Source organism: Ensifer sp. 4252 (assembly GCF_050434565.1).
Taxonomy (GTDB): domain Bacteria; phylum Pseudomonadota; class Alphaproteobacteria; order Rhizobiales; family Rhizobiaceae; genus Ensifer.
The window spans coordinates 85,797-110,285 of record NZ_JBNDIU010000007.1 but is presented as its reverse complement, the minus strand read 5'-3'; the positions used below and the strand labels follow the sequence as shown (position 1 = coordinate 110,285).

24 protein-coding genes are annotated in these 24,489 nt (G+C 62.3%); 12 read left to right on the top strand and 12 right to left on the bottom strand.

The genetic code is table 11. From position 1 onward, the window contains the following. Positions 1-63 precede the first annotated feature (63 nt). From ABIE33_RS16155 to ABIE33_RS16135, 5 genes are all read left to right on the top strand, one after another. The gene (locus tag ABIE33_RS16155; protein ID WP_429126622.1) at positions 64-1,050 is read left to right on the top strand and encodes a tripartite tricarboxylate transporter substrate binding protein; all 987 of its coding nucleotides are present in this window, start codon (positions 64-66) and stop codon (positions 1,048-1,050) included. Positions 1,051-1,156: 106 nt separating this feature from the next. Continuing rightward, the gene (locus ABIE33_RS16150) at positions 1,157-1,657 is read left to right on the top strand and encodes a tripartite tricarboxylate transporter TctB family protein (RefSeq protein WP_429126620.1); all 501 of its coding nucleotides are present in this window, start codon (positions 1,157-1,159) and stop codon (positions 1,655-1,657) included. 36 nt (positions 1,658-1,693) lie between these two features. Beyond that, a complete protein-coding gene (locus tag ABIE33_RS16145) occupies positions 1,694-3,250 on the top strand; it encodes a tripartite tricarboxylate transporter permease (RefSeq protein ID WP_429126618.1) in 1,557 nt (518 codons plus the stop codon). A 41-nt stretch (positions 3,251-3,291) separates the two neighbouring features. Then, entirely contained in the window at positions 3,292-4,230 is a 939-nt protein-coding gene (locus tag ABIE33_RS16140; protein WP_429126616.1) for a sugar phosphate isomerase/epimerase family protein, read from the top strand. Between the two features lie 13 nt (positions 4,231-4,243). Further along, positions 4,244-5,962, top strand: a complete 1,719-nt coding sequence (locus tag ABIE33_RS16135) for a dihydroxyacetone kinase family protein (protein ID WP_429126614.1) — start codon at positions 4,244-4,246, stop codon at positions 5,960-5,962. Positions 5,963-6,053: 91 nt separating this feature from the next. On the opposite strand, the gene ABIE33_RS16130 is transcribed toward ABIE33_RS16135, so the two are convergent. The 7 genes from ABIE33_RS16130 to phnG all read right to left on the bottom strand — a co-directional run bounded on the left by ABIE33_RS16130 (position 6,054) and on the right by phnG (position 11,271). Beyond that, positions 6,054-6,668 carry a DapH/DapD/GlmU-related protein gene (locus tag ABIE33_RS16130; RefSeq protein ID WP_429126612.1) on the bottom strand — a complete coding sequence of 205 codons (615 nt, stop codon included), beginning with the start codon at positions 6,666-6,668 and terminating at the stop codon, positions 6,054-6,056. After that, positions 6,665-7,372 carry a phosphonate C-P lyase system protein PhnL gene (gene phnL, locus ABIE33_RS16125; RefSeq protein WP_429126610.1) on the bottom strand — a complete coding sequence of 236 codons (708 nt, stop codon included), beginning with the start codon at positions 7,370-7,372 and terminating at the stop codon, positions 6,665-6,667. Before phnL ends, ABIE33_RS16130 begins: the two co-directional genes overlap by 4 nt. 65 nt (positions 7,373-7,437) lie before the next feature. Next, positions 7,438-8,214, bottom strand: a complete 777-nt coding sequence (gene phnK, locus ABIE33_RS16120) for a phosphonate C-P lyase system protein PhnK (protein WP_025429075.1) — start codon at positions 8,212-8,214, stop codon at positions 7,438-7,440. Continuing rightward, positions 8,211-9,089, bottom strand: coding sequence for an alpha-D-ribose 1-methylphosphonate 5-phosphate C-P-lyase PhnJ (locus ABIE33_RS16115; protein ID WP_429126608.1), 879 nt, complete (start codon positions 9,087-9,089; stop codon positions 8,211-8,213). Before ABIE33_RS16115 ends, phnK begins: the two co-directional genes overlap by 4 nt. Then, positions 9,086-10,192 (bottom strand): carbon-phosphorus lyase complex subunit PhnI, encoded by a 1,107-nt coding sequence (locus ABIE33_RS16110; protein ID WP_429126606.1) that lies wholly within the window; start codon positions 10,190-10,192, stop codon positions 9,086-9,088. The genes ABIE33_RS16115 and ABIE33_RS16110 overlap by 4 nt, the downstream gene beginning before the upstream one ends. A gap of 3 nt (positions 10,193-10,195) precedes the next feature. Beyond that, positions 10,196-10,804 (bottom strand): phosphonate C-P lyase system protein PhnH, encoded by a 609-nt coding sequence (gene phnH, locus ABIE33_RS16105; RefSeq protein WP_429126605.1) that lies wholly within the window; start codon positions 10,802-10,804, stop codon positions 10,196-10,198. Next, positions 10,804-11,271: a phosphonate C-P lyase system protein PhnG gene (gene phnG / locus ABIE33_RS16100; RefSeq protein WP_429126603.1), complete on the bottom strand. Its 468-nt coding sequence runs from the start codon at positions 11,269-11,271 to the stop codon at positions 10,804-10,806. The genes phnH and phnG overlap by 1 nt, the downstream gene beginning before the upstream one ends. 106 nt (positions 11,272-11,377) lie before the next feature. On the opposite strand from phnG, the gene phnF reads away from it, so the two are divergent. The 5 genes from phnF to ABIE33_RS16075 all read left to right on the top strand — a co-directional run bounded on the left by phnF (position 11,378) and on the right by ABIE33_RS16075 (position 14,522). Further along, positions 11,378-12,109: a phosphonate metabolism transcriptional regulator PhnF gene (phnF, locus tag ABIE33_RS16095; RefSeq protein ID WP_429126600.1), complete on the top strand. Its 732-nt coding sequence runs from the start codon at positions 11,378-11,380 to the stop codon at positions 12,107-12,109. A gap of 104 nt (positions 12,110-12,213) precedes the next feature. Beyond that, positions 12,214-12,657: a hypothetical protein gene (locus ABIE33_RS16090; RefSeq protein ID WP_429126598.1), complete on the top strand. Its 444-nt coding sequence runs from the start codon at positions 12,214-12,216 to the stop codon at positions 12,655-12,657. Positions 12,658-12,779: 122 nt separating this feature from the next. Then, on the top strand, positions 12,780-13,379 hold the full coding sequence (locus ABIE33_RS16085; RefSeq protein ID WP_429126595.1) for a hypothetical protein: 600 nt from the start codon (positions 12,780-12,782) through the stop codon (positions 13,377-13,379). After that, positions 13,376-13,969 carry a hypothetical protein gene (locus ABIE33_RS16080; protein WP_429126592.1) on the top strand — a complete coding sequence of 198 codons (594 nt, stop codon included), beginning with the start codon at positions 13,376-13,378 and terminating at the stop codon, positions 13,967-13,969. The genes ABIE33_RS16085 and ABIE33_RS16080 overlap by 4 nt, the downstream gene beginning before the upstream one ends. Before the next feature lie 46 nt (positions 13,970-14,015). Continuing rightward, on the top strand, positions 14,016-14,522 hold the full coding sequence (locus ABIE33_RS16075) for a hypothetical protein (RefSeq protein ID WP_429126589.1): 507 nt from the start codon (positions 14,016-14,018) through the stop codon (positions 14,520-14,522). On the opposite strand, the gene ABIE33_RS16070 is transcribed toward ABIE33_RS16075, so the two are convergent. Continuing rightward, a complete protein-coding gene (locus ABIE33_RS16070) occupies positions 14,503-15,768 on the bottom strand; it encodes a hypothetical protein (RefSeq protein ID WP_429126587.1) in 1,266 nt (421 codons plus the stop codon). The genes ABIE33_RS16075 and ABIE33_RS16070 overlap by 20 nt on opposite strands. A gap of 347 nt (positions 15,769-16,115) precedes the next feature. Here ABIE33_RS16070 and ABIE33_RS16065 point away from each other — a divergent pair, with 347 nt between their 5' ends. Both ABIE33_RS16065 and ABIE33_RS16060 read left to right on the top strand, forming a co-directional pair. Further along, positions 16,116-17,510 carry a selenium-binding family protein gene (locus tag ABIE33_RS16065; protein WP_429126585.1) on the top strand — a complete coding sequence of 465 codons (1,395 nt, stop codon included), beginning with the start codon at positions 16,116-16,118 and terminating at the stop codon, positions 17,508-17,510. 33 nt (positions 17,511-17,543) lie between these two features. Next, complete coding sequence (locus ABIE33_RS16060) at positions 17,544-18,170, top strand: hypothetical protein (protein ID WP_429126582.1); 627 nt, start codon at positions 17,544-17,546, stop codon at positions 18,168-18,170. A gap of 109 nt (positions 18,171-18,279) precedes the next feature. Here ABIE33_RS16060 and scpA read toward each other — a convergent pair whose 3' ends face one another. From scpA to ABIE33_RS16040, 4 genes are all read right to left on the bottom strand, one after another. Then, positions 18,280-20,418: a methylmalonyl-CoA mutase gene (gene scpA / locus ABIE33_RS16055; protein ID WP_429126579.1), complete on the bottom strand. Its 2,139-nt coding sequence runs from the start codon at positions 20,416-20,418 to the stop codon at positions 18,280-18,282. A gap of 91 nt (positions 20,419-20,509) precedes the next feature. Continuing rightward, entirely contained in the window at positions 20,510-22,513 is a 2,004-nt protein-coding gene (locus ABIE33_RS16050; protein WP_429126577.1) for an acetyl-CoA carboxylase biotin carboxylase subunit, read from the bottom strand. Between the two features lie 31 nt (positions 22,514-22,544). Next, entirely contained in the window at positions 22,545-22,835 is a 291-nt protein-coding gene (locus ABIE33_RS16045) for a hypothetical protein (RefSeq protein WP_429126574.1), read from the bottom strand. Between the two features lie 11 nt (positions 22,836-22,846). After that, positions 22,847-24,379: an acyl-CoA carboxylase subunit beta gene (locus ABIE33_RS16040; RefSeq protein WP_429126571.1), complete on the bottom strand. Its 1,533-nt coding sequence runs from the start codon at positions 24,377-24,379 to the stop codon at positions 22,847-22,849. Between the last annotated feature and the right edge of the window lie 110 nt (positions 24,380-24,489).

The following is a 24,489-nucleotide window of genomic DNA, read 5'->3' as shown; positions in this document are numbered from 1 at the left end:
TTCAAGCACTACCGGCGCAGGAGGAGGTCTTGCGCCGCATCTCACTCAACGGGAGGATTAGATATGAAGAAATCCGTTTCACTCGCATGCATCATGGCAGCCGCATTCGGCGTTGCCGCTCCGGCGTCGGCATTTGAGCCAGACCGTCCGGTTGAATTCGTCGTCACGGCTGGCCCGGGCGGCGGCACGGACATCTTCGCGCGCACGATCCAGGCGATCATCGGCAAGTATGAGCTGATGAAGGCGCCGGTTGTCGTTACCAACAAGGGCAGCGCCGGCGGCGCCGAAGGTTTCGTCTACACGGCGACCAACAAGGGCGACGCCTACAAGCTCGCATTCGGCACCAACAATGCCTACCTGCTGCCGGTCCGTGCCAAGGTGCCTTACAAGGCAGAAGACCTGACGCCGGTTGCAGCCCTTGCTTCCGACGAATTCATTCTCTGGGTCAACGGCAAGGCGTCTTACGCAACGGCTGCCGACTTTGCCGCCAAGGCTAAGGAAGGCGGACTGAAGATCGGCGGAAGCCAGTCGAAGGACGTCGACCAGATCCTCACCTCGATGATCAACGAGGCCACCGGCGCGACCATCAACTACATCCCGTTCAAGAGCGGCGGCGAAGCGGCTGTTCAGCTCGCCGGCGAGCATCTCGATGCCAACGTCAACAACCCGAGCGAAAACCTCGGTCAGTGGCAGGCCGGCATGGTCAAGCCGCTTTGCGTCTTCAAGAGCGTCAAGCTGACGAACGACGCCAAGGTTGCCGGCGACAAGGGCTGGAGCGACATCCCGACCTGCAAGGAGACGGGTATCGCCATCGACAACTACTCCATGCCGCGCACCGTCTGGCTGCCGGCTGGCGTTGAACCCGATGCCGTCAAGTTCTACGCGGACCTGATGCGCAAGGTCTCCGAAACGCCGGAGTGGGCGAAGTATCTTGCCGACACCTCGCAGTCTCCCGCTTACATCGCTGGCGACGACTTCAAGGCCGCCATCGAGATGGACGGCGCCGCAGTCAGCGAAGTTCTGAAGCGTGAAGGCTGGCTCGCCAACTAAATCAGGCGATATATCGGGACGGGCGCCTCTACAGCGCCACGCGTCAAGTATGGCGCGTTAAGGACGTTGTTGGAGCGCCCGTCAACGGGCTTGAAAGGTCACGATCATGAGTGAGAACAGTGCGAATGGGCTCTCCCGCTTCGCGGTGGAGCTTGGCGTTGCCGCGTTGACTGGTATCTTTGGTGCAGCCGTCTGCTACGGCGCCTTTGATATCGGCGCCGGGTGGAGCGATTTCGGCCCCGAGGCCGGCTATTTTCCCTTCTACATCGGCGTTCTGATCATTCTGGGAAGCGTTGCGAATGCGATAGGTGCATTCGTGAAGCACCGCGGCACGGGTGATATCTTCATCGACGGTGCCCGCGCTCGCGTCGTCGCCTCGTTCTTCTTGCCTCTTATTGCCTTTGCCGGCGTCTCCGCCTGGCTCGGGCTTTACGTCGGCACGGCGCTCTATATCGCCGGCGCGATGTTCTTCCAGGGGCGTTACAAGTGGTGGATCGCACTGCCGGCTGGCGTTGCCGTTTCGCTCTTCTTCTTCATCGTATTCGAGATCGGCTTCAAGGTTCCGTTGTTGAAGGGACCGGTCGAGGCCTGGTTCGGGATCTACTGATCCCGACCACTTAAAAGTTTCCCCGGGAGGAATGACATGGAAAATATCGGTCTCCTGATCGATGGCTTCGGCCACATCCTCAGCTGGAATCACATCCTGCTGATGATGGTCGGCGTCACGCTCGGCATTCTCGTCGGCGTTCTGCCCGGCCTCGGCGCGCCCAACGGCGTCTCGCTGCTGTTGCCGTTGACCTTCTCCATGGATCCGATTTCCGCCATCATCCTGCTCTCCTGCATGTATTGGGGAGCGCTGTTCGGTGGCTCGACGACATCCATCCTGTTCAACATTCCAGGCGAGCCCTCGTCGGTCGCAACCACCTTCGACGGCTATCCAATGGCAAAGGCAGGGCAGGCGAGCCGCGCATTGACCCTGGCCTTCGTCTCGGCCGGCATCGGCGCACTTGCCGGCGTGGTGATGATCACGCTGTTGTCGGGCTGGGTCGCGAACTTCGCGCTGCGTTTCTCCTCGCCCGAATATTTCGCGGTCTATTTCCTCGCCTTCGCAAGCTTCATATCGATGGGTGCGCAATCGCCGTTCAAGACGCTCGTGTCGATGATGATCGGTTTCGCGCTCGCTTCCGTTGGCATGGACACAATCTCCGGCGATCTGCGCCTGACCTTCGATATCCCGACCCTGATCAAGGGCGTCAGCTTCCTGATCGCCGTCATGGGCCTCTTCGGTATCGGCGAACTCCTGCTGACGACGGAAGAAGGCCTGCGCTTCGAAGGCATCAAGGCCCGCGTCAAGCTTGCCGAAATCGGCCGCACGCTGGTGGAAATCCCGCGCTATTGGCTGACCATTGTGCGCTCGACCATCATCGGCATCTGGATGGGCATCACGCCGGCCGGCCCGACCGCAGCCTCCTTCATGAGCTACGGCCTCGCCCGCCGCTCGGCGCGCGACAAAACGAAGTTCGGCAAGGGTGATCCACGCGGTATCGTCGCGCCCGAGACGGCCGACCATTCGGCCGGCACCTCGGCACTGCTGCCGATGCTGGCGCTCGGCGTCCCCGGTTCGGCCACAGCTGCCGTCATGATGGGCGGCCTGATGATCTGGGGTCTCACCCCCGGTCCGATGCTCTTTACCGACCGGCCCGACTTCGTCTGGGGCCTGATCGCCTCGATGTATCTCGGCAACGTCGTCGCCGTCATCCTGGTGCTCGCCACCGTGCCACTCTACGCCTCGATCCTGCGCGTGCCGTTCTCGATCATCGGCCCGATCATCGTCGCGGTCATCTTCTCCGGCGCCTATCAGGTGGCAAATTCCGTCTCCGATATCTTCATGGTCATCGGTTTCGGGGTGCTCGGCTACGTCTTCAAGAAGCTCGATTATCCGCTTGCGCCGCTGGTTCTCGCCATGGTGCTCGGCGACAAGGCCGAGGACGCCTTCCGCCAGTCGATGCTTCTGTCGAGCGGCTCGCTCAACATCTTCTGGTCGAACGCGCTGGTTTCGAGCCTGATGGCGCTCGGCCTGGCAATGCTGCTGTCGCCTGTCGTGTTCGGACTGATCGGCCTGGTTCGCAAGCGCAACGGCGATGATGCAACATCGCGTGGCGATGAGACATCGCAGGGCGACGGTAGCGCGGCGGCTTGACGGAGCCGCCGCACCAAACTTCAAAATATCGGGGGAACGCCATGGCAAACGCGCCACGCAAATGGAACCGTGATACCTGGCCGATCGCGGCCGCGATGATCCAGTATCCGAACATCCTTTCGGATGGCCGCTCGGTTCAGGACCAGTCGGTCGAGGAATGGGCGCTGACGCTCGATGATGTCGTCGATGCCGGCTTTACCGAACTCGACCCGACCGACAGTTGGATCCGTCTGGCGGATCTGTCGCCGACTCGGCTCGAAAACTTCGTCAAGTTGACGCGTGATCTCGGCCTGACCATGCCCGGGATTTCCACCGCGCGTCGCAGCGTCATCGATCCTGTTCATGGCGACGACTATCTGGCCTACGGCCACCGGGTGATCGACACGGCGGCGGCGATCGGGGCAGGCTCCGTCTCCTTCGGTTTCTTCGGGCCCTTGACCGATGCGCAGAAGAAGGCGCTGTGGTTCTGGACCGTCGATGGTGTCAAGAACCCCGACGATGCTTCGATCTGGCAGAAGGGCGTCTCGCGCATCCGCGAGCTCGGCCGCCATGCCGAAGAACTCGGCATCGAGCTGGCGCTCGAAATGTATGAAGACACCTATATCGGCTCAGCCGACAGCGCCGTGCGCTTCGTCACCGACGTCGGCCTATCGAATGTCGGCATCAACGCCGACCTCGGCAACCTGATCCGCCTGCATCGTCCGGTCGAGCACTGGCAGGAGATGATGGCGAAGGTTGCACCCTTTGCCAAATACTGGCACGTCAAGAACTACAACCGCGCTGAGGACGAAACGTCGGGGCTGATCGTCACCCATCCGGCTCCGCTGGAATTCGGCGTGATCAACTACCGGACCGCCATTCGTATGGCGCTTTCCCACGGGTTCCAGAGCCCGTTCCTCTGCGAGCATTATGGTGGCGATGGCCTCTCCGTCAGCGCAACCAACCGGGACTATCTGAGGCGCATTCTGCCTCGCGACTAAGGAACAAGTAGCGATGACCACGATCTTTGACGCACCGGAAGATTTCGCCGCAACCGCGCTCGCCGGTTTCAGCTCCATCTATGCCCGCAATGTCCGCCTGGTGAAGGGCGGCGTCGTGCGCTCGACCAAGGTGCCGAAGGGCAAGGTCGCCGTTGTTATCGGTGGTGGCTCCGGCCACTATCCGGCCTTTGCCGGCTATGTCGGCCCGGGCATGGCCGATGCTGCCGTTGCCGGTGACGTCTTCGCCTCGCCTTCCACTGCCGCCGTCGCGCGCGTCTGCCGCCATGCGGACCAGGGCGGCGGCGTCCTTCTCGGCTTCGGCAACTATGCCGGCGACGTGCTCAATTTCGGCGTTGCCGCCGAGCGCCTTCGAGCCGAAGGCATCGATGTGCGCATCGTGCCGGTGACCGACGACGTTGCCAGTGCCGCGGCTGACACCGCTGCCAAGCGCCGCGGCATTGCCGGCGATCTTGTGGTCTTCAAGATCGCAGGCGCCGCCGCCGAAGCCGGGCTGTCGCTCGACGAAGTCGAGCGTATCAGCCGCCTTGCCAATGATCGTACCGTCTCCTTCGGCGTCGCTTTTGGCGGCTGCACGCTTCCGGGCGCGAACCACCCGCTCTTCACCGTACCGAAGGGCGAAATGGCGCTCGGCCTTGGCATTCACGGCGAGCCGGGCATCAGCGAAGAAAAGATCGTATCGGCAACCGAGCTTGCGAAACTGCTGGTCGGCAAGCTGCTCGCCGAACGCCCCGCCGGGACCAAGAAGGTCGCGCCGGTGCTGAACGGCCTAGGCTCGACCAAGTACGAAGAGCTCTTCGTTCTGTGGGTGGCCGTCGAAAAGGAACTGAAGGCTGCAGGCCTCGAGATCGTCGATCCGGAATGCGGCGAGTTCGTCACCAGCCTCGACATGCAGGGCTGCTCGCTGTCGCTGCTCTGGCTTAACGAAGAGCTTGAGACTTACTGGCGTGCACCTTGCGACGCACCGGTGCTGCGCAAGGGCGTGACCATCAACGCCGAGCCGGCGACCGATGTGATTTCGGACGAGGATGGCCCGGCGACCTTCGCCCCTGCCTCGCAGGCTTCGAAGGAAAGCGGCAAGTGCATTGCCCGGTTGATCGGCAAGGTTGCCGACGCTCTGAAGGACGCTGAAGACGAACTCGGCCGCATCGATGCCTTTGCCGGCGACGGCGACCACGGCCAGGGTATGCGTCGCGGTTCGGCGGCGGCTGAGGAGGCTGCGAATGTGGCTGTTGCAGCCGGAGCGGGTGCTGCCAGCGTGCTCGCCGCTGCAGGCGATGCCTGGGCCGACCGCGCGGGCGGAACGTCAGGCGCAATCTGGGGCCTGCTTCTTCGCTCCTGGAGCAACGCGTTTTCCGACGACGACAAACCGTCCGATGCGGCCATCGTCGAAGGCGCGCGGCTGGCGCTCGAAGGCGTCACCCGTCTCGGACGCGCCCGCGTCGGCGACAAGACCCTAGTCGATGCGCTGGTACCGTTCGTCGACACGCTGGAGCGGGAGTTTGAAGGTCGAAACAAGCTGAACGCAGCCTGGGAGATTGCGGCCAAGGCTGCCACCGATGCGGCTGATGCCACCTCCAGCCTGACGCCGAAACTGGGCCGTGCCCGTCCGCTCGCGGAAAAGAGCATTGGCCATCCGGATGCGGGCGCCGTGTCGCTGGCACTCACCGCCCGTGTCGCCGCCGACTTTCTGAAGGAAGCCGTCGACGCCTGAGTAAGCCGTCCGGTCCATTCCTCGCAAAAAGGGCGCGGGTCCTCCCAACCGCGCCCTTTTTGTTGTCTTGTGGTCCTGCTTGCCAGGTAACTCAGGCGTAGCGAACGAGAAATTCCTCGGCCGTGAGGTCGCGGAAATCCTCAAGCGCCTTGCGCAGGCGCATATGGTCCCAATCCCACCAGGCGAGGCTGTCCATGCGTTCGCCGATACCGGCATTGAAGCGGTCACGGATGAGCTTGGCCGGCACGCCGCCGACGATCGTGTAGGGCGCGACGTCCTTGGAGACGACGGCGCCCGCGCCGATAACAGCACCATTGCCGACATTGACGCCGGGCAGAAGCGTCGCGCCGTGGCCGATCCAGACGTCATGGCCGATGGTAACCCGGTTCGACCGACGCCAGGCGAAGAGATCGTGATCGACGTCGGTATCGTCCCAATAGTTCGGGGCGCGGTAGGTGAAGTGATGCAGGGTCGCGCGCCAGGTCGGGTGGTTGGTGGCGTTGATGCGCACGGCGGCGGCGATGTTGACGAATTTGCCGACCGTCGCGCACCAGATCGAACCGTCCTGCATGATGTAGGAGTAGTCGCCGAACTCTACCTCCTCCAGGCGCGAGCGCTCCTGGACTTCGGTGTAACGGCCAAGCGTCGAATTGTTAACGCTCGCGGTCGGGTGGATGAAGGGCTCGAGCCCGAGTTTCTGGCTCATGCCGCAGCCTTTCGCGGAGAGAACGCCGATACGTCGAGAATGCGGTCGGCCACCGCGTCGCGGACTTCTTCATCGTGGAAGATGCCGATCAGCGCCGTTCCCCTGGATTTTTTCTCGGCGATCATCTCCACAACAACCGCGCGGTTTTTCGCGTCGAGCGAGGCGGTCGGCTCGTCGAGAAGCAGGATCTTGTGGTCGGTGATGAAGCCGCGGGCGATGTTGACGCGTTGCTGCTCGCCACCGGAGAAGGTTGCCGGCGGCAACGACCACAATTCCTTGGGCAGGTTGAGCTTCGACAGAAGCTCGGCGGCGCGCGTGCGGGCATCTTCCATGGCGACGCCACGCGCCTGCAGCGGCTCGGCGACGATGTCGAGCGCCGAGACACGCGGTACGACGCGCAGGAATTGGCTGACATATCCGAGCGTTGCACGCCGGACTTCAAGCACCGTGCGCGGTTCGGCGGTGGCAAGGTTCACCAGCTTGCCGTCATGCTCCATCAGGATCTGGCCTTCGTCGACGCCGTAATTGCCGTAGAGCATTTTCAGGATCGAGCTCTTGCCGACACCAGACGGACCGCCAAGCACGACGCATTCGCCGGCTTTCACCGAGAAGGAGACATTGGCGACGACAGGCAGACGCACGCCGTCGCGCAGGTGCATGGTGAAGCTCTTTGCGACTTCGGAAACAACAAGGGGCGTAGCCATGGTTCTTACTTTCCTTTGCGCATGATCTTGATCGGAAACCGATTTTCATTTTTCGGGGTCATGCGTCATACCTGCAGGATGGAGGAGACGAGGAGCTGGGTGTAGGGCTCGCGCGGATCGTCGAGCACGCGGTCGGTCAGGCCCTGCTCGATGACGGCGCCGTCCTTCATCACCATCATGCGGTGGGACAAGAGCCTTGCTACGGCGAGATCGTGGGTAACGATGATGGCGGCAAGCCCGAGATCATGCACAAGGCCGCGCACAAGATCGAGCAGGCGAGCCTGGACCGAAACGTCGAGGCCGCCGGTCGGCTCGTCCATGAAGACGAGGCGAGGGGAGGTGACGAGATTGCGGGCTATCTGCAGGCGCTGACGCATGCCGCCCGAGAACGCGCGAGGCTGGTCGTCGATGCGGTCGATGCCGATCTCGACGCGTTCCAGCCAGTCGCTGGCGGCAGCACGGATGTTGCCATAGTGCCGGTCGCCGACGGCCATCAGCCGCTCGCCGACATTGGCGCCGGCCGAGACCGTCATCCTGAGACCGTCTGCCGGGTTCTGGTGGACGAAGCCCCAGTCGGTGCGCATCAGGAAGCGCCGCTCTGCCTCGCCCATGCGTGCGAGGTCGCGGTACTGGCCGTCACGCATATGGTATTCGACGATGCCGGATGTCGGCATCAGCCGGGTCGAGAGGCAGGACAGAAGCGTCGTCTTGCCCGATCCGGATTCTCCGACGATCGCCAGCACTTCGCCGGGGAAGAGGTCGAAGGAGACGTTCCGGCACCCGATGCGGCTGCCGTAGAACTTCGAGACATCATTGACTTTAAGAAGCGGTACGGCACTCATTCTGCAGCCTCCTGGCGGGCAAGCATGTGTCCAGCGTGGCCGCAGTCGCGGCGGTCTTCGCAATGGTCGGTGTCCGAGCAGACGAACATGCGTCCGCCCTTGTCGTCGAGAACGACCTCGTCGAGGTAGACGTTCTCGGCGCCGCAGAGCGCGCAGGGCTTGTCGAACTTCTGCACCTCGAACGGGTGATCCTCGAAATCGAGGCTGACGACCTCGGTATGGGGCGGAACCGCATAGATGCGCTTTTCACGGCCGGCGCCGAAAAGTTGGAGCGCTTCAGACATATGCATCTTCGGATTGTCGAACTTCGGCGTCGGCGAGGGATCCATGACGTAACGACCCTCGACCTTCACCGGATAGGCGTAGGTGGTGGCGATGTGGCCGTTGCGGGCGATGTCCTCGTAGAGCTTCACATGCATCAGCCCGTATTCTTCGAGCGCATGCATCTTGCGGGTCTCGGTCTCGCGTGGTTCGAGGAAGCGCAAGGGTTCCGGGATCGGAACCTGATAGACCAGCGTCTGGCCCTCGCGCAGGCCTTCCTCGGGGATGCGGTGGCGCGTCTGGATGATCGTCGCTTCCTTGGTTTTGGTCGTTACAGCGACATCGGCGACTTTCTGGAAGAAAGCGCGGATCGACACGGCGTTGGTGGTGTCGTCGGCGCCCTGGTCGATGACCTTCAGCACGTCCTTCGGACCGAGGATCGAGGCGGTGACCTGCACGCCGCCGGTGCCCCAGCCGTAGGGCATCGGCATTTCGCGCGAGGCGAAGGGAACCTGGTAGCCGGGGATGGCGATCGCCTTCAGGATGGCGCGGCGGATCATCCGCTTGGTCTGCTCGTCCAGATAGGCAAAGTTGTAGGTTGCAAGGTCGGTCATTCGGCGGCCTCCTTCATGCCGTCCTGGCCGCCGGAGCGGGCAGCGTCATAGTCACGGCGCATGCGCCGGACGAGGTCGAGTTCAGCCTGGAAATCGACATAGTGCGGCAGCTTCAGGTGCTCGACGAAGCCCGTCGCCTGAACGTTGTCCGCATGCGAAATCACGAATTCCTGGTCCTGCGCCGGAGCGACGATGTCTTCGTTGAATTCGTCGGTGCGCAGTGCGCGATCGACAAGCGACATCGACATGGCCTTGCGCTCGCTCTGGCCGAAGACGAGGCCATAGCCGCGGGTGAACTGCGGCGGCTGTTTCGCCGATCCCATGAACTGGTTGACCATCTGGCACTCGGTCACGCGGATGACGCCGAGCGAGACGGCAAAGCCGAGTTCGGGCAGGTCCAGTTCGACTTCGACTTCACCGATGCGGACTTCGCCGACAAAGGGATGTGTGCGGCCGTAGCCGCGCTGCGTCGAATAGGCGAGTGCCAGCAGGAAGCCCTCGTCGCCGCGTGCCAGGGCCTGCAGGCGCAGGTCGCGGGCCATCGGAAACTCCATCGGCTCGCGGGTGAGGTCGCCCATGACATGGCGTTCAGGCATGCGGCCGTCGCCCTCGATCAGGCCTTCGCCGTCGAGGATGTCGGAGACGCGCATCACATGTTCGCCCGGCTCCTTGACTTCAGGTTCCTCGACCGCCGCGTCGTCGATCAATGAGGGATCAAGCAGACGATGGGTGTAGTCGAAGGTCGGGCCGAGCAATTGTCCGCCGGGCAGGTCCTTGTAGGTAGCCGAGACACGGCGCTCGACCTTCATGGTCGCGGTATCGACCGGCTCGGAATAGCCGAAACGAGGCAACGTCGTGCGGTAAGCGCGCAGGATGAAGATCGCTTCGATCATATCGCCGCGCGCCTGGCGCACGGCAAGGGCTGCGAGTTCCCGGTCGTAGAGCGAAGCCTCGGCCATGACGCGGTCGACGGCAAGGCCAAGCTGTTCGACGACCTGCTGGATCGTGATCGATGGTAGCGTGCGGTCGCCGCGGCGGCGATCGGCAAGGAGGCGATGGGCATTGGCAATGGCGGCTTCGCCGCCCTTCACTGCAACATACATGGGTTATGCCTCCTGTCGGACAAGTCGGGTGGTGCGCGGCAGGCAGAGCACGCAGTCGCCTGAAGTCAGCACGAGGTCGATGCCGCGCGGGAAAATAGCGCGGTTGGCGCTCCAGAAGTCGAGGAAGACTTCAGGCAGGCCACGCACCGCGATGGTGACATCGTCCTTGATACCAGGTCCGCGAGCGGTAAGCGGTTCGCCACCGGAGAGCGCTTCGATCTCGATGACGAGCGTCGTCGAGCGATCCGGGTACTCCTGCGTGCCGAGAGAAAACTGATCGAAGCCCGGAACCGGCGCGCCTTTCTCGACAAAAGCGAAGCGTGCATCGGTTTTGGTATCCGTCACCGATGCGCCGGTGTGAAACGCGATCCATTGCGGGACAGTGGATTTGGCAAGTGCCGGCGTGAGCCAGACGGCGGTGTCGTGATCACACAGCGTCAAGGCCACAGCTCCGGCAGCAGCACCCATTGGCGCCGGCGGCATGCTCGACGCCTCAAGACGGATGATCTGCCCGGGGCGGGCAAAGCCGTCCATCAGGCTCTTGAAGACGGATTGGGCGGAAAAGACGGGGTCGGCGAAGGCGCCGGCGTAGATTTGCGATTGGCTGGCCATCAGTCGTCTCCGCGAACCATGGTGAAAAAGTCGACGCGTGTGGCGGCAGTTTCCTCGGCCGTGCGGCGATCTTCCGCCTCGATGCGCGAGGCGATTGCGCGGTGAAGCGCCTCGACCGCTGGGCGGTCGGCTTCACGCTGGAAGAGCGCATCGAAGATCGCGGCAAGGCGGGCGCGCTGCTTGTCGGTGCCAAGCAACTGGCCGTGGCCGATTTCGCCGGTCGAAAGCCGGATCGTTGCGCGCGATACGGTTGCCTCGCCCAGATTGAAGGCATCGCCGGCGCCGCCGATGCGGCCGCGAACCATGACCAAGCCCGTTTCCGGTCCGCGGACGGGCGAAACATCGGGCTTTTCGGCCAGCGCCTCCCAGGCCGTCATGAGTTCTTCCGAAGAGGCGCGGGCCAGCAGCCGCATGCCTTCCTTGCGCGCCATGTCCGGCGGGCTTTCCTGTTTCAGCTTCGCATCCATCATTTTCACCTTAAATGTCTATTGATCTAGACAAGTGCACATCTTATACTTTTCCTTAGCGTCGGCAAATGACAGGCTTGTGACATGACAATTCGAAAAGTGGGCAATGCGAAAAGTGGTTGAACGACAGACAGGGGTCGCGCTCTGGCGCCAGATCGCAGACCGGATCCGGCTGGCGATCAGCAACGGCGATTACGATGCTACCGGCATGGTGCCGCCCGAAACGGTCCTAGCGGGCGACTTCGGGGTCAACAGGCATACGGTCAGGAGTGCACTTGCAGCCCTTGCCGAGGAGGGCCTGGTTCGCGCCGTCCAGGGCCGCGGCACGATGATAGAGCGCAAGGAGAGGGTGAGCTATCCGATCTCCCGTCGCACCCGCTTTTCGCAGGGTCTCGGGCGGCAGGTGAAGGAGATCGGCACCCGCCTGCTCGGCCATGCCGAACTGAAGGCATTTGGCGACATCGCCTCGGCACTGGGTATCGCGCCGGGCGATCCGGTGATCGAATTGCGCACGGTCAGCAGCGGCGATGGCCGGCCGCTCTCAGTTTCGTCAAGCTATTATCCCGCCGCCCGGTTTCCCCGCATGGCGGAAGAGTTCGAGCAACGGCATTCCGTAACCAAGGCGTTTGCCGCCCACGGCCTTGACGACTACGTGCGCGTTTCGACCGAGATCGTTGCCCGCCATGCCGACGGCGACGAACTCTCGATGCTGAAACTCTCGGCAGGCGCAATCGTGCTTGAGGCGCAGTCGGTCAATGCGGACCTCGACGGCAAGCCGGTGGAGTATTCCCGTAGCTGTTTTGCTGCCGACCGAATGAAACTGCGGATCGAAACGTAACATACTAGATTGCATCGAGTTGATATCGCTCGTGTAGATTGCGTTTCGTGTCCGAATCGACCATTAGGAAATGGCTGTAAACCAGTTCATGGAGAGGCGTTTCGTTGAGCGGACGTATTGGCGTACTGGTTATTATCGGTGCTTTGCTGCTGGCGGCGCAATCCGTGCGGGCGGACGATCGCGGATTTTCCGGTGTCTGGCGCGACGTCGGCGCGAAGCCCACAGGCTGTGAGGGCTGCCTCAGCATCGTCCGGCACGGCACTGTCTTGACCATTGTCAGTAAAGCCGGTTGGTCGGCAGTCGCGACCGCCGACAGCTATGTCTATGCGTCCACCGCCAGCGGAACTGGACGGTGGCAGTCCGACATCGGCGCGGCAAATGCAGCGTTTGAGGTCTATCTCGCCCTCGAAGGCAACCGGTTGTTCGTCGTGCTGATGACGAAGAGCGATCGTGGTCCGTCACCCCATGTCAAGGCTATCTACGAGAAGCGCCCTCCCTCCGAAGACGAGAATTTGGGCGAGGTCCGCAAGATCAAGATTAGTCGCTGATGATGCCGGCACTGCCCGCCGTGAAACGTTGGCGGGCAGTCGAAAGGGCTCAGCCTTTGATTTCCCGGACAAGTCACCCTATCTTGCGGTTGTAGGAGCAATCAAACCTGGGCGGAGGTGCAATGTCGATCGCGCAACGGTCGAAAGTGAAGCGGCGTCTTCTTGCGATGCTCGTGGCGGGCATCGGAGGCATCGCGGCCGCGGCTGTCTCCTTCGCGAGCGCCGTCTACGAGGCGGCCAACCCCACTCCCATCGAACTTGCCAAAAAAGATGAGCCAATCGACACAGGTCGTTGGTTGCTCACGATAAACAATGCCTCCATGACGGAGGTTCCCCCAACGGGAACCAAGCCGGCTGACGCTAAACGGTTCCTGACGGTTGACCTTAAACTCGACAATCGCTCGGCTGCGACAAGCAATGCTTTCATGCGGCTCGTCTCGATCGAGACGCCAACTTCAATCAAGCTGCCAGAGCCGGTCTACTACCTCGCCCGCGACAAATGGATCGCAAGCGCGATCAACCCTGGCATGCCGGAAAAGCTCATCGCTGTTTGGGAATGGCCGGAGGGTTTGCCGAGCCCGAAGGCGCTGCGCCTTTCGGTCGCCAAGCAGATCTACAAGCCGCGCGACAATCTCTATGGAGCGCCCGGGTGGTTTGACGACGGCAAGGCCGCCATCGTCGAACTGGCCGTGAGCGGGCAACCGGACGAGGCAGTGCAATGATCGCCGGGTTGCGCACGATCCTGTTGCTCGGGCTTGGCGCTATCGTGCTCTACGCCATGCAGCACAACACGCCGGGCTACGGCGATATCACGTCGCCGATTGCGATCCGTGGCAAGGTGGGCGAGCGGGTGGAAAGCCATGCCTTTGCCTATGGTGCCGCGAACGTGCATCTGGCGCGGGCGGTCAAGACCGAGAGCTTCGGTTGGGTGCGCGACTATTCAAGCTCGGGTGTCTGGTTGATTGTAGAAGGTGCGGCGGTTGCCAAAAAGGAGAGCCTGACGTTGCTGTCGGCGGAATGGCTGTCGCCAAGCGGCATTCGGTATGCCCTTAGTCAACGGTTCTCGACCATGCGCGGCTATTTGCCGACCGAGCGACTTGAGCCGGGCCTGCCCAGGCCTGTGCTGATCGCATTCGAGTTGCCCGAGACGGCGATCCGCGGCGGGCGCTTGCTCATCGCACGCTCGGGACTGATCCCTCTTGGCGAAGAGCTTTGGATCGAGTTCGAGCAGAAGGCGCCGCTGGAGATCAAACCATCGATCACCCTTGCGCGCGGTAGCGGCAGCATGCCGTGGACGCTCGCTGCGAAATGAAGAGAGGCGGGTCATGAGCGAGACACGCGTGTTCTGGACTTGCCTCGTGGCGCTGGTTGCCGTGTTGCCCTTGGCGATCGTCGTCCACGCCTGGGACAGTTTGCGTCAGATGCCGTTCTTGACCGGTAAGCGCGACATCATTGTCGAAAGCGGTGTGGTCCAGCCTTATGCGGGCGGGCAATGGAAGCTTGCGGATCTGAAACGGCTACCCGGTCCATCTGATGACGCGCGCGTTGTTCTGGCGGAATTCGAGACCGTGCCGAAAGATCTGGCGAAGCTGGCTGAGAGCGCGTGCCGGGTCCGGCTGGTGGATGCGCAGGGGCGGCGCTTCGAGCCCCTGATGCTGTCGGAGCAAATCGTACGAGAGATGTATCCCGAGGTGGCGGATCGCCCGCGCTGTTCGAGCCTCGCTTTTGCAAATGCCGGAAACGGCGGCACAGCCAGAATGGCGGAAAGTTTTATCGTGCCGGCAAAGGCAAGCGATCTTTCGCTCGTGGTTGAGGTTCTGGGTGCGGACGACGGCGCGCTCGTCCTCAAGTGGAAGCGTAGTTAGGGGTCACTGCGGGCGTTGCCCGCGAAAGGGCTTGTTCGAGCATGGCTGCCAGCAGCGAAATACGCATCGCATCGAGCAGTATGCCGCCATCAAGATCGCTGGGACTGCCGATGAAGACGACCAGGATACTGAACACAAACTCCCAGGTCGCGAACTCTTCAACGCCAAGCAGGCGCGTCGTTGCAAACCAGAGCCACGCCCCAAGCCAACCGATCAGGCGATAGGCGACGATGAAGGTGAGCAAGGTTGCAAGCCCTGAGCCGAGCGTCAGCTTCAGGCAGGTCCAGACCGGCCCATAACGCGAGCGATAGTCGCTGACGAAGTGTTCGAGAAAATCGGTGAGCCACTTGCGCCAGCTCCGGGCACTGGTCCGCGCCGGCTTGGCGCGGGGACCAGCCGTCGAAAGCTCATAGCCGTTGATGATTGCCGCCATCACCAGCCAGACCAACGGCAGGAGGGTGTAGAAAAACAGGCTCTGTACCTGTATCGGCCAGTCAGGCCTGCGAAATTCGACGGGTACGAAGTTCTCCACTGCATAAGCAACGCCGATCAGTTGCAGGCTGTTGCCCCAATCAAGAGCGCTCAGGAGCGTGCCAGCGCCGAGCCAGGTGATGAATTGGTCCTTCCAGATAGCGAGCCCGTAAAGGCCGATAAAGATCCAGCTCGCGTCCGCTGCAACGATGAGCAAGCGCCACATCGGCGCCGGGCTCTTTTTGCTCATGCGCTTGGCGGCCCAACGCACCAACCAGCAAATAGCAACGGACAGAAGCAGGCCGCTTGAACTGAGGATGTCGAAGAAATCGGCCTTTTCGCCGAAGGCGACCTTGCTCAGCGCCAGTCGGGAATATTCACGCACCGTGTCGCCGAGGAAGCCCCACGCGGCGTAATAGGCGAAGAAAGGCAAAATGGCCGCGGCGGTAACGGCCAGCAAACGCCGGTCGTTACCGCCGGACGTTCCAGACGAGACCGGCCCGCCCTTCGGTTGCCGAAGCGATTCCAGCGCCGGCAATCCCGGGCGCAGGGCTAGAAACAACAGCACCACGATGATGAGCTTGGCAAGGACGACGAGCGAAAGCACGACCATGCCGCCGAGCGGGTGGCGCAAACCCACTTCGACGGCAGCGCGCAGCAAAAGGTCCCGCGCGATATAACCTGCCGCCCCGATCAGGAGCAGCTGCGGCCAAAAGCGGGCAAGCAAACGTCCCATGAGGCCAATGGGACCGAGCGCATCTGCTATCGACGTCATGGCCAGAACATAATTGCAGCGAGCCTCGAGCACAACCGCGGCGGCGCAAACCATAGCGTCAGGGAGGCAAGGTGATTGAATGGCGCACCGTCAGCGGCGCGACGGCAGGCCGCTGTCCGTTTCGTCAAGCGACTGTCCGGCCTCACGATTTGCCCACATGACAGAGGAAACCGGGCGACAGGCCAGGCAGTAAGCCCAAGGCGATGATCGACGCAGATCCCCACAGGAAGCCGCATCTCTCCTTTTGAGGAAATGAGGCAATGCGCCGTATTTCCGACGCGTTTTTGCCGCATCACCAAAGCCTGCATCAGGATCCACGCATTGGGAATTCTCCGGGGAGAATGGAAATGGCGACGTGGCGACCCGATCCTTCCTTTTATCCTTCACCACGCATGGCGGCTAAGGCTCCCAAGGAGACCTTAGCCTATGTCGCGGCCTTCGATCCTGAACGAGCGAGGCCGGATGCAATCGCTGTTGTTGATGTCGACCCGACGTCACGGAGCTATTCGCAAATCGTTGCACAAGTTGACATGCCGAACGTTGGCGACGAGCTCCATCATTTCGGCTGGAATGCCTGCTCCTCCTGTCTTTGCCCCAATGCGCCGCACCCGCATGTCGAGCGTCGCTATCTGATCGTGCCCGGTTTGAGATCCTCTCGCCTCCACATCATCGACACCAAGCCTGACCCGCGCAATCCGCAGATCGTCCGCGTGATCGAACCCGCAGAAATTGCCGAAAGGGCGAACTATTCTCGGTTGCACACCATCCATTGCGGGCCCGAGGGCATCTACGTCAACGCGCTCGCCGACCGTAACGGCAATGCGCCCGGGGGCATCTTCCTCCTGGATCACCGGAGCTTCGACGTGCTCGGCCAATGGGAAATGGATCGCGGTCCGCAGAAGCTCGCCTACGACTTTTGGTGGCATCTTGGTCACGACACGCTGATTACCAGCGAATGGGGCACGCCGGATACCTTCGAGAACGGGCTGGTTCCGGAGGTGCTGCTCGGTTCGAAGTACGGCCGCAGGCTGCATTTCTGGGATCTGCACAAGCGCAAGCACCTGCAGGAAATCGACTTCGGCGAGGAGCATCAGCTCGTCTTCGAACTGCGCCCGGCCCACGATCCGACCAGGGCCTATGGATTCGTGGGCTGTGTCATCAGCCTCAAGGACCTCTCCGCGTCGATCTGGACCTGGTACCGCGACAAAGACCAATGGGCGGTCAAAAAAGTGATCGAGATCCCGGCGGAGCCCGCCGATCCGGATCTGCTGCCGCCCGTGCTCAAGGGCTTCAGCGCGGTCGCGCCGCTCGTCACTGACATCGACCTATCGATGGACGATCGCTTCCTCTACGTTTCCTGCTGGGGTACCGGAGACATGATCCAGTATGACGTTTCCGACCCGTTCTCACCGAAAGAGACCGGCCGGGTGCGTATCGGTGGGATCGTCTCACGTGCAACCCATCCGAAGGCAACAAATGGAGCGTTGAGCGGCGGGCCACAGATGGTGGAGATCAGCCGGGACGGCAAGCGGGTCTATTTCACCAATTCGCTCTACGGGGCGATCGACCCGCAGTTCTATCCCGACGGTATCGACGGTTGGATGGTCAAGCTGGATGTCGCTGACGGCGGCGGGATAGCGTTCGACGAGAATTTCTTCGTCGATTGGCCTAAAGGTCATCGCCCGCACCAGGTTCGCCTCGAAGGCGGTGACTGCTCGTCCGATTCCTACTGTTATCCGTAAGGAGGGTGCGGCCGTGCGGCCCTGCCAGGGCAAATGACGACCCTCTGGCCATGGCTTTCGCTTGCGGGTCTCGGCGCCTTTCACGGCGTCAATCCGGCGATGGGCTGGCTCTTTGCCGTGGCGCTGGGGCTTCACCGCCAGAGCCGGCGGGTCGTCTGGCTGTCCCTCATTCCCATTGCCATTGGCCATGCCATTTCCATCGCGGCCGTGTTGGCGGTGGTTGTCGTGTTCGGCGCGGTCCTGGATCTGCGCAGCTTCAGGCTTGTCGCCGCCTTGCTCATTCTCGGCCTCGCCGTGCGCGGCGCCTTCTACGGACAGCGCCACCGCGTCAGAGTGGGAATGCAAGCTGGCATGGCCGGCCTTGCGTTCTGGTCGTTCCTGATGGCGACGAGCCACGGGGCGGGTTTGATGTTGGTGCCCGCGGTCCTCAGCCTCTGCCTTGCTGATCGTACCGGCGACCTCGCAATGGCAAGCTCGCTGCCGGTCACGCTTGCCGCCGTTGCTGTTCATAGCGGCGCAATGCTCGCGGTGATCGCAGCGGTTGCGCTTGCCGTCTTCGAGTGGCTTGGCCTTGCGGTCCTGCGCTCGGCGTGGATCAACTTCGATCGCCTCTGGACCTTGGCACTCGGTGCCACCGGGATCGCGCTTCTTGTTCAATGAACGCCCGATCCCGATGTTCACTTAGAGCGGGATGGCGAAAGGTGTGTGCGCTTTTCCGCCTGCATACTGCGCACGACGAGGCACCGGCGCATCCCGGTGCGCGCAAGCTTCAAACGTTTCGCCGCTTGCCCTCGATCAGGTCGAGCACGGCGCGGGCGGCATCGAGCACGTTGGTGCCGGGGCCGAAGACGGCGGACACGCCGTTTTCCATCAGATATTCGTAATCCTGCCGCGGGATGACGCCGCCGCAGATGACGATGATGTCCTCGCCGCCGCGCTTTTTCAGCGCGTCGGCAAGCTGCGGCATCAGGGTCTTGTGGCCGGCGGCAAGCGATGACACACCGATAACGTTGACCTTGCTGGCAAGCGCCATGTCGGCCGCCTCTTCGGGGGTCTGGAACAGCGGGCCGGCCAGAACATCAAAGCCGATATCACCAAAGGCTGAAGCGATCACCTTGGCGCCGCGATCGTGGCCATCCTGGCCGAGCTTTGCCACCATGATCTTCGGCTTGCGGCCAAGCTTGTCCGAGACCTCGCCCAGCCGCTCGGTAAGCACCGCCAGTTCAGGCTCGCCCTCATAGGCCTTGCCATAGATCTTGCTGACCACCTTGGGCGTTGCAGCATGGTCGCCGAAGGCTGCGCGCATCGCGTCGGAGATCTCGCCGACGGTTGCCCGGGCCCGCGCCGCCTCGACAGCGGCCGCCAGCAGGTTGCCTTCGCCCGTGCGTGCGAATTCGGTGATTACGGCCAACGCGTTTGCAACATCCGGCGAATTGCGCCGACGCTTGGTTTCCTCGATCCGGCGGATCTGCGCGGCGCGCACCGCTGTATTGTCGATCTCCAGGATGTCGATCGGCTCTTCGTTGTCGAGACGGTATTTGTTGACGCCGACGATCACTTCTTCGCCCTTGTCGACTGCCGCCTGCCGGCGGGTGGCCGCCTCTTCGATCAGCCGCTTCGGCAATCCGGCATTGACCGCCTCGGTCATGCCGCCCATGGCTTCGATTTCCTCGATCAGTGCCCAGGCTTTTTCCGCCAGTTCGTTGGTGAGGCTCTCGACGTAGTAGGAGCCCGCCAGCGGATCGACGACCTTGGTCACACCCGTCTCATGCTGGAGGATCAGCTGGGTGTTGCGGGCGATGCGCGCCGAAAATTCGGTCGGCAGCGCAATCGCCTCGTCGAACGAGTTGGTGTGCAGCGACTGCGTGCCGCCAAGGGCGGCCGACATCGCCTCAAAGGCGGTGCGGATGATGTTGTTGTAGGGGTCCTGCTCCTGCAGCGAGACGCCCGATGTCTGGCAATGGGTGCGCAGCATCAGCGACGACGGCTTTTTCGGCTCGAACTCGGTCATGATCCGGGTCCATAGCAGCCGTGCTGCGCGAAGCTTGGCGGCTTCCATGAAGAAGTTCATGCCGATGGCGAAGAAGAACGAAAGCCGCCCGGCGAACTCGTCGACGTTCAGACCCTTGGCAAGGGCTGCGCGCACATATTCGCGGCCGTCGGCGAGCGTGAAGGCGAGTTCCTGCACCAGCGTCGCGCCGGCTTCCTGCATGTGGTAGCCGGAGATCGAGATCGAGTTGAACTTCGGCATCTCCTTTGCCGTATACTCGATGATATCGGCAACGATGCGCATCGAGGGTTCCGGTGGGTAGATATAGGTGTTGCGGACCATGAACTCCTTGAGGATGTCGTTCTGGATGGTGCCCGACAGCTTGTCGCGAGAAACGCCCTGTTCTTCGCCCGCGACGATGAAGGAGGCGAGGATCGGGATGACCGCGCCGTTCATGGTCATCGACACCGACATTTCCTCGAGCGGAATCCCGTCGAACAGGATCTTCATGTCCTCGACCGAGTCGATCGCCACACCCGCCTTGCCGACATCGCCCTCGACGCGCGGATGGTCGCTGTCGTAGCCGCGGTGGGTGGCAAGATCGAAGGCGACCGAAAGGCCCTTCTGGCCGGCGGCGAGGTTCTTGCGGTAAAAGGCGTTCGAGGCTTCTGCCGTCGAGAACCCGGCATATTGCCGGATCGTCCAGGGCCGGCCGGCATACATCGTCGCGCGGGGCCCGCGCAGAAACGGTGCGAAACCGGGCAAGGAGCCGACATGCTCTATGCCTTGCAGGTCATCAGCGGTGTAGAGAGGCTTGACGGCGATGCCCTCCGGTGTCTGCCAGGTAAGACTTTCCGGCGCCGTCTTGAGTTCGCGCTCGGCGAGGCTTTCCCAGTCCTTGATGGTCTTATCGCTCATCGGTAACTCCTTGGCCCAAAGGGCACCTTTCAGACCTCATCGCTGTGATAGGCACAGGAATGAAGGTGAGGACTTGATTACTCGGCAACCATCATTCGAATTCCATGATCAATTCGTCCACCGCGAGGCTCGCGCCGGCAGTAACGGCCACGCGCTTGACGGTGGCGCGCTTCTCGGCGCGCAGGATGTTTTCCATCTTCATCGCCTCGACGATCGCCAGCGACTGGCCCGCCTCCACCGTGTCGCCGGCCTTGACCGAGACCGAGGTGATGACGCCCGGCATCGGGCAGAGCAGCATCCTGGAGGTGTCCGGCGGCAGCTTCTTTGGCATCAGCTTGGCAAGCTCGGCGACGCGGGGGCTTCTGACCCGGGCAATCACGTCTATGCCGCGCCAGCGCAGCCGGATCGCGGTTCCCGTCAGTTCCACCTTCACGCTCATCGGCTGATTGTCGATGTTGAAGGTGGCGAGCGTGCGGCCCGGCGTCCAGTCGCCGGCGATCGAGGCGGACGTACCGTCTTCAAAGCGGACATAGGCGCCGTCGGCCGAAGCGCCTGAGGTCAAAGGAAAGTCCATGTCGGCAAGATTGACCACCCAGTCATAGCCGACGATCCGGCGATGGTTGCCGATGGTGCCGGAGATTTGGCTGGCACGCTCCTGCAGGACCTGGTTGATCGAGACGGCGATTGCTGCCAGCTTGCGCGCCGACGCTTCGTCCGGCGTCACGCCATGAAAGCCGTCGGCAAATTCCTCGGTGATATAGGCGGTCGTCAGGCGGCCCTCACGAAAACGCTGCTGCTGCATCACGGCGGAAAGGAACGGAAGGTTGTGACCGATGCCTTCGACCTCGAACCGGTCGAGCGCCTCTGCCATGGCTTCGACGGCCGTCACGCGGTCCGGCCCCCAGGTGCAGAGCTTGGCGATCATTGGATCATAATACATCGAGATCTCGCCGCCCTCAAAGACGCCGGTATCGTTGCGCGTCACTGTGCCTTCGTCGTGTGCACCTTCGGCAGGCGGGCGATAGCGCGTCAGCCGGCCGATCGAAGGCAGGAAGTTGCGATAGGGATCTTCGGCATAGAGACGGCTCTCGATCGCCCAGCCGTTGAGCTTCACATCCGCCTGGCCGAAGGCAAGCTTCTCGCCGGCTGCAACACGGATCATTTGCTCGACAAGATCAAGGCCGGTCACGAGTTCGGTGACCGGGTGTTCCACCTGCAGGCGGGTGTTCATCTCTAAGAAATAGAAGTTGCGATCGCCATCGACGATGAACTCGACGGTGCCGGCCGAGTGGTAGCCGACAGCCTTCGACAGTGCTACGGCCTGTTCGCCCATGGCCTTGCGGGTGGCGGCATCCAGGAACGGCGAGGGGGCCTCCTCGATCACCTTCTGGTTGCGGCGCTGGATCGAGCATTCGCGCTCGCCGAGATAGAGCGTATTGCCGTGCTTGTCGCCGAGCACCTGGATTTCGATATGGCGTGGTTCGGTTACGAATTTTTCGATGAAGATCCGGTCGTCGCCAAACGAGTTCTTCGCCTCGTTCTTCGAGGACTGGAAGCCTTCGCGGGCTTCCTGGTCGTTCCAGGCGATGCGCATGCCCTTGCCGCCGCCGCCTGCCGACGCCTTGATCATCACGGGATAGCCGATCGATCCGGAGATCTTCACGGCCTCATCGGCATCGGCGATCAGGCCCATATGACCGGGAACGGTGGAGACGCCGGCTTCGGCGGCGAGCTTCTTCGAGGTGATCTTGTCACCCATCGCCTGGATTGCGCCAACAGGCGGGCCGATGAAGACAACGCCTTCCTTTTCGAGCGCTTCGGCGAACACAGCATTTTCCGACAGGAAGCCGTAGCCGGGATGAACTGCATCGGCGCCGGTCTTGCGGATCGCCTCGATGATCTTATCGATGACGATATAGGACTGCGCCGAGGGTGAGGGACCGATATGAACGGCCTCATCCGCCATGCGCACATGCATGGCATCGCGGTCGGCGTCGGAATAGACCGCGACGGTGTCGATGCCGAGTTTCTTCGCGGTCTTGATGACGCGGCAGGCGATTTCGCCACGGTTGGCGATGAGGATCTTCTTGAACATGCTTTTTCTCTTTCGAATCCTTGCGGTCGCGTCAGCGTTTGAATTTGCGGCGGTAGGGCAGGAGCGCGATGGATGATGCCGCAACGGCGCCGCCGAAGAGCAGCGCAAAGGGCACGACGACCATGGCCGTGGCGAGGATGGGGCTGGTGGAGCGGGCGATATGGGTGCCGACCGCGCCGATATTGAGCCAGATCAGCACGCCTGCGACGGTTGCCCCGGTCACTAGGCCGTAGAGCGCGTTGACCGCCATGTAGCGCAGCATCTCGCGATGGTCGCGGCGGGCCTCCTCCGGCGTCATGATGCGTTCGCGTTCCGGCTCCATGGTTGCCTCCATCACAACGGGATCGTGTCGTGCTTGCGCCAGCGGAGATCGACCTGCTTGTTGCGAAGTGAGGCGAAGGCGCGGGCGATGCGACGGCGCGACGAGTGGGGCATGATCACTTCATCGATGAAACCACGTTCTGCGGCGACGAATGGATTGGCGAAGCGCTCTTCGTACTCCTTCGTGCGTGCCGCGATCTTGTCGGCATCGCCGAGTTCGGAGCGGTAGAGGATCTCGGTTGCCCCCTTGGCGCCCATCACCGCGATCTCGGCGGTCGGCCAGGCATAGTTGACGTCGGCGCCGATATGTTTGGAGGCCATGACGTCATAGGCGCCGCCATAGGCCTTGCGCGTGATCAGCGTCACCATCGGCACGGTTGCCTGACTGTAGGCGAAAAGCAGCTTGGCGCCATGCTTGATCACGCCGCCATATTCCTGGGCAGTGCCCGGCAGGAAGCCCGGTACATCGACGAGCGTCAGGATCGGGATCGAAAAGGCGTCGCAGAAGCGAACGAACCGGGCGGCCTTGCGCGAACTATCGATGTCGAGGCAGCCGGCAAGCACCATCGGCTGGTTTGCGACGACGCCGATAGTCTGGCCTTCCATGCGAACGAATCCGGTGATGATGTTGCGCGCGAAACTCTGCTGCAGCTCGAAGAAATCGCCCTCGTCGGCAAGCGCCAGGATCAGTTCCTTCATGTCGTAGGGCTTGGCAGCGCTGTCGGGGATGAGGCTGTCCAGCCGCCGCTCCAGCCGCGAAGGGTCATCGTGGAATGGCCGGACCGGCGGCTTTTCGCGATTGTTGAGCGGCAGGAAGTCGAAGAGCAGGCGCACATGCTCCAGCGTCTCGATGTCGTTTTCATAGGCTGCGTCGGCGACGGAGGACTTTTTCGTGTGCGTGCCGGCGCCGCCAAGCTCTTCAGCGGTGACGATCTCGTTGGTGACGGTCTTCACCACGTCGGGGCCGGTGACGAACATGTAGGATGAATCGCGCACCATGAAGATGAAGTCGGTCATCGCCGGCGAATAGACGGCGCCGCCGGCGCAAGGGCCCATAATCACCGAGATCTGCGGGATGACGCCCGATGCCTCGGCATTGCGGCGGAAGACTTCGGCGTAACCTGCAAGCGAGGCGACGCCTTCTTGGATGCGGGCGCCGCCGCTGTCGTTGAGGCCGATGACAGGAGCGCCGTTCCTGACTGCCATATCCATGATCTTGCAGATCTTCTGCGCGTGGGTTTCCGACAGCGAGCCGCCGAGCACGGTGAAGTCCTGCGAGAACACATAGACCTGCCGGCCGTTGATCGTGCCCCAGCCGGTGACGACGCCGTCGCCGGCGACTTTCTGGCTGTCCATCCCGAAGTCGACGCAGCGATGCGTGACGTACATGTCGTACTCTTCAAAGGAGTCTTCATCGAGCAGAACCTCGATGCGCTCGCGCGCCGTCAGCTTGCCTTTGCCGTGCTGGGCGTCGATGCGGCGCTGGCCGCCGCCGGCCCTTGCCTCGGCACGGCGAGCTTCGACCTGTTCAAGTATGGCGCGCATAATTCCCTCCCGGTTTTTCCGTGATTGTGCAGAGGCGTTTGTCGCTTCGCAATAGCGTCGAAGGACGGATGGTAAAACGCCCGTTCATGTGCAAATGTGAAATAGAGAAT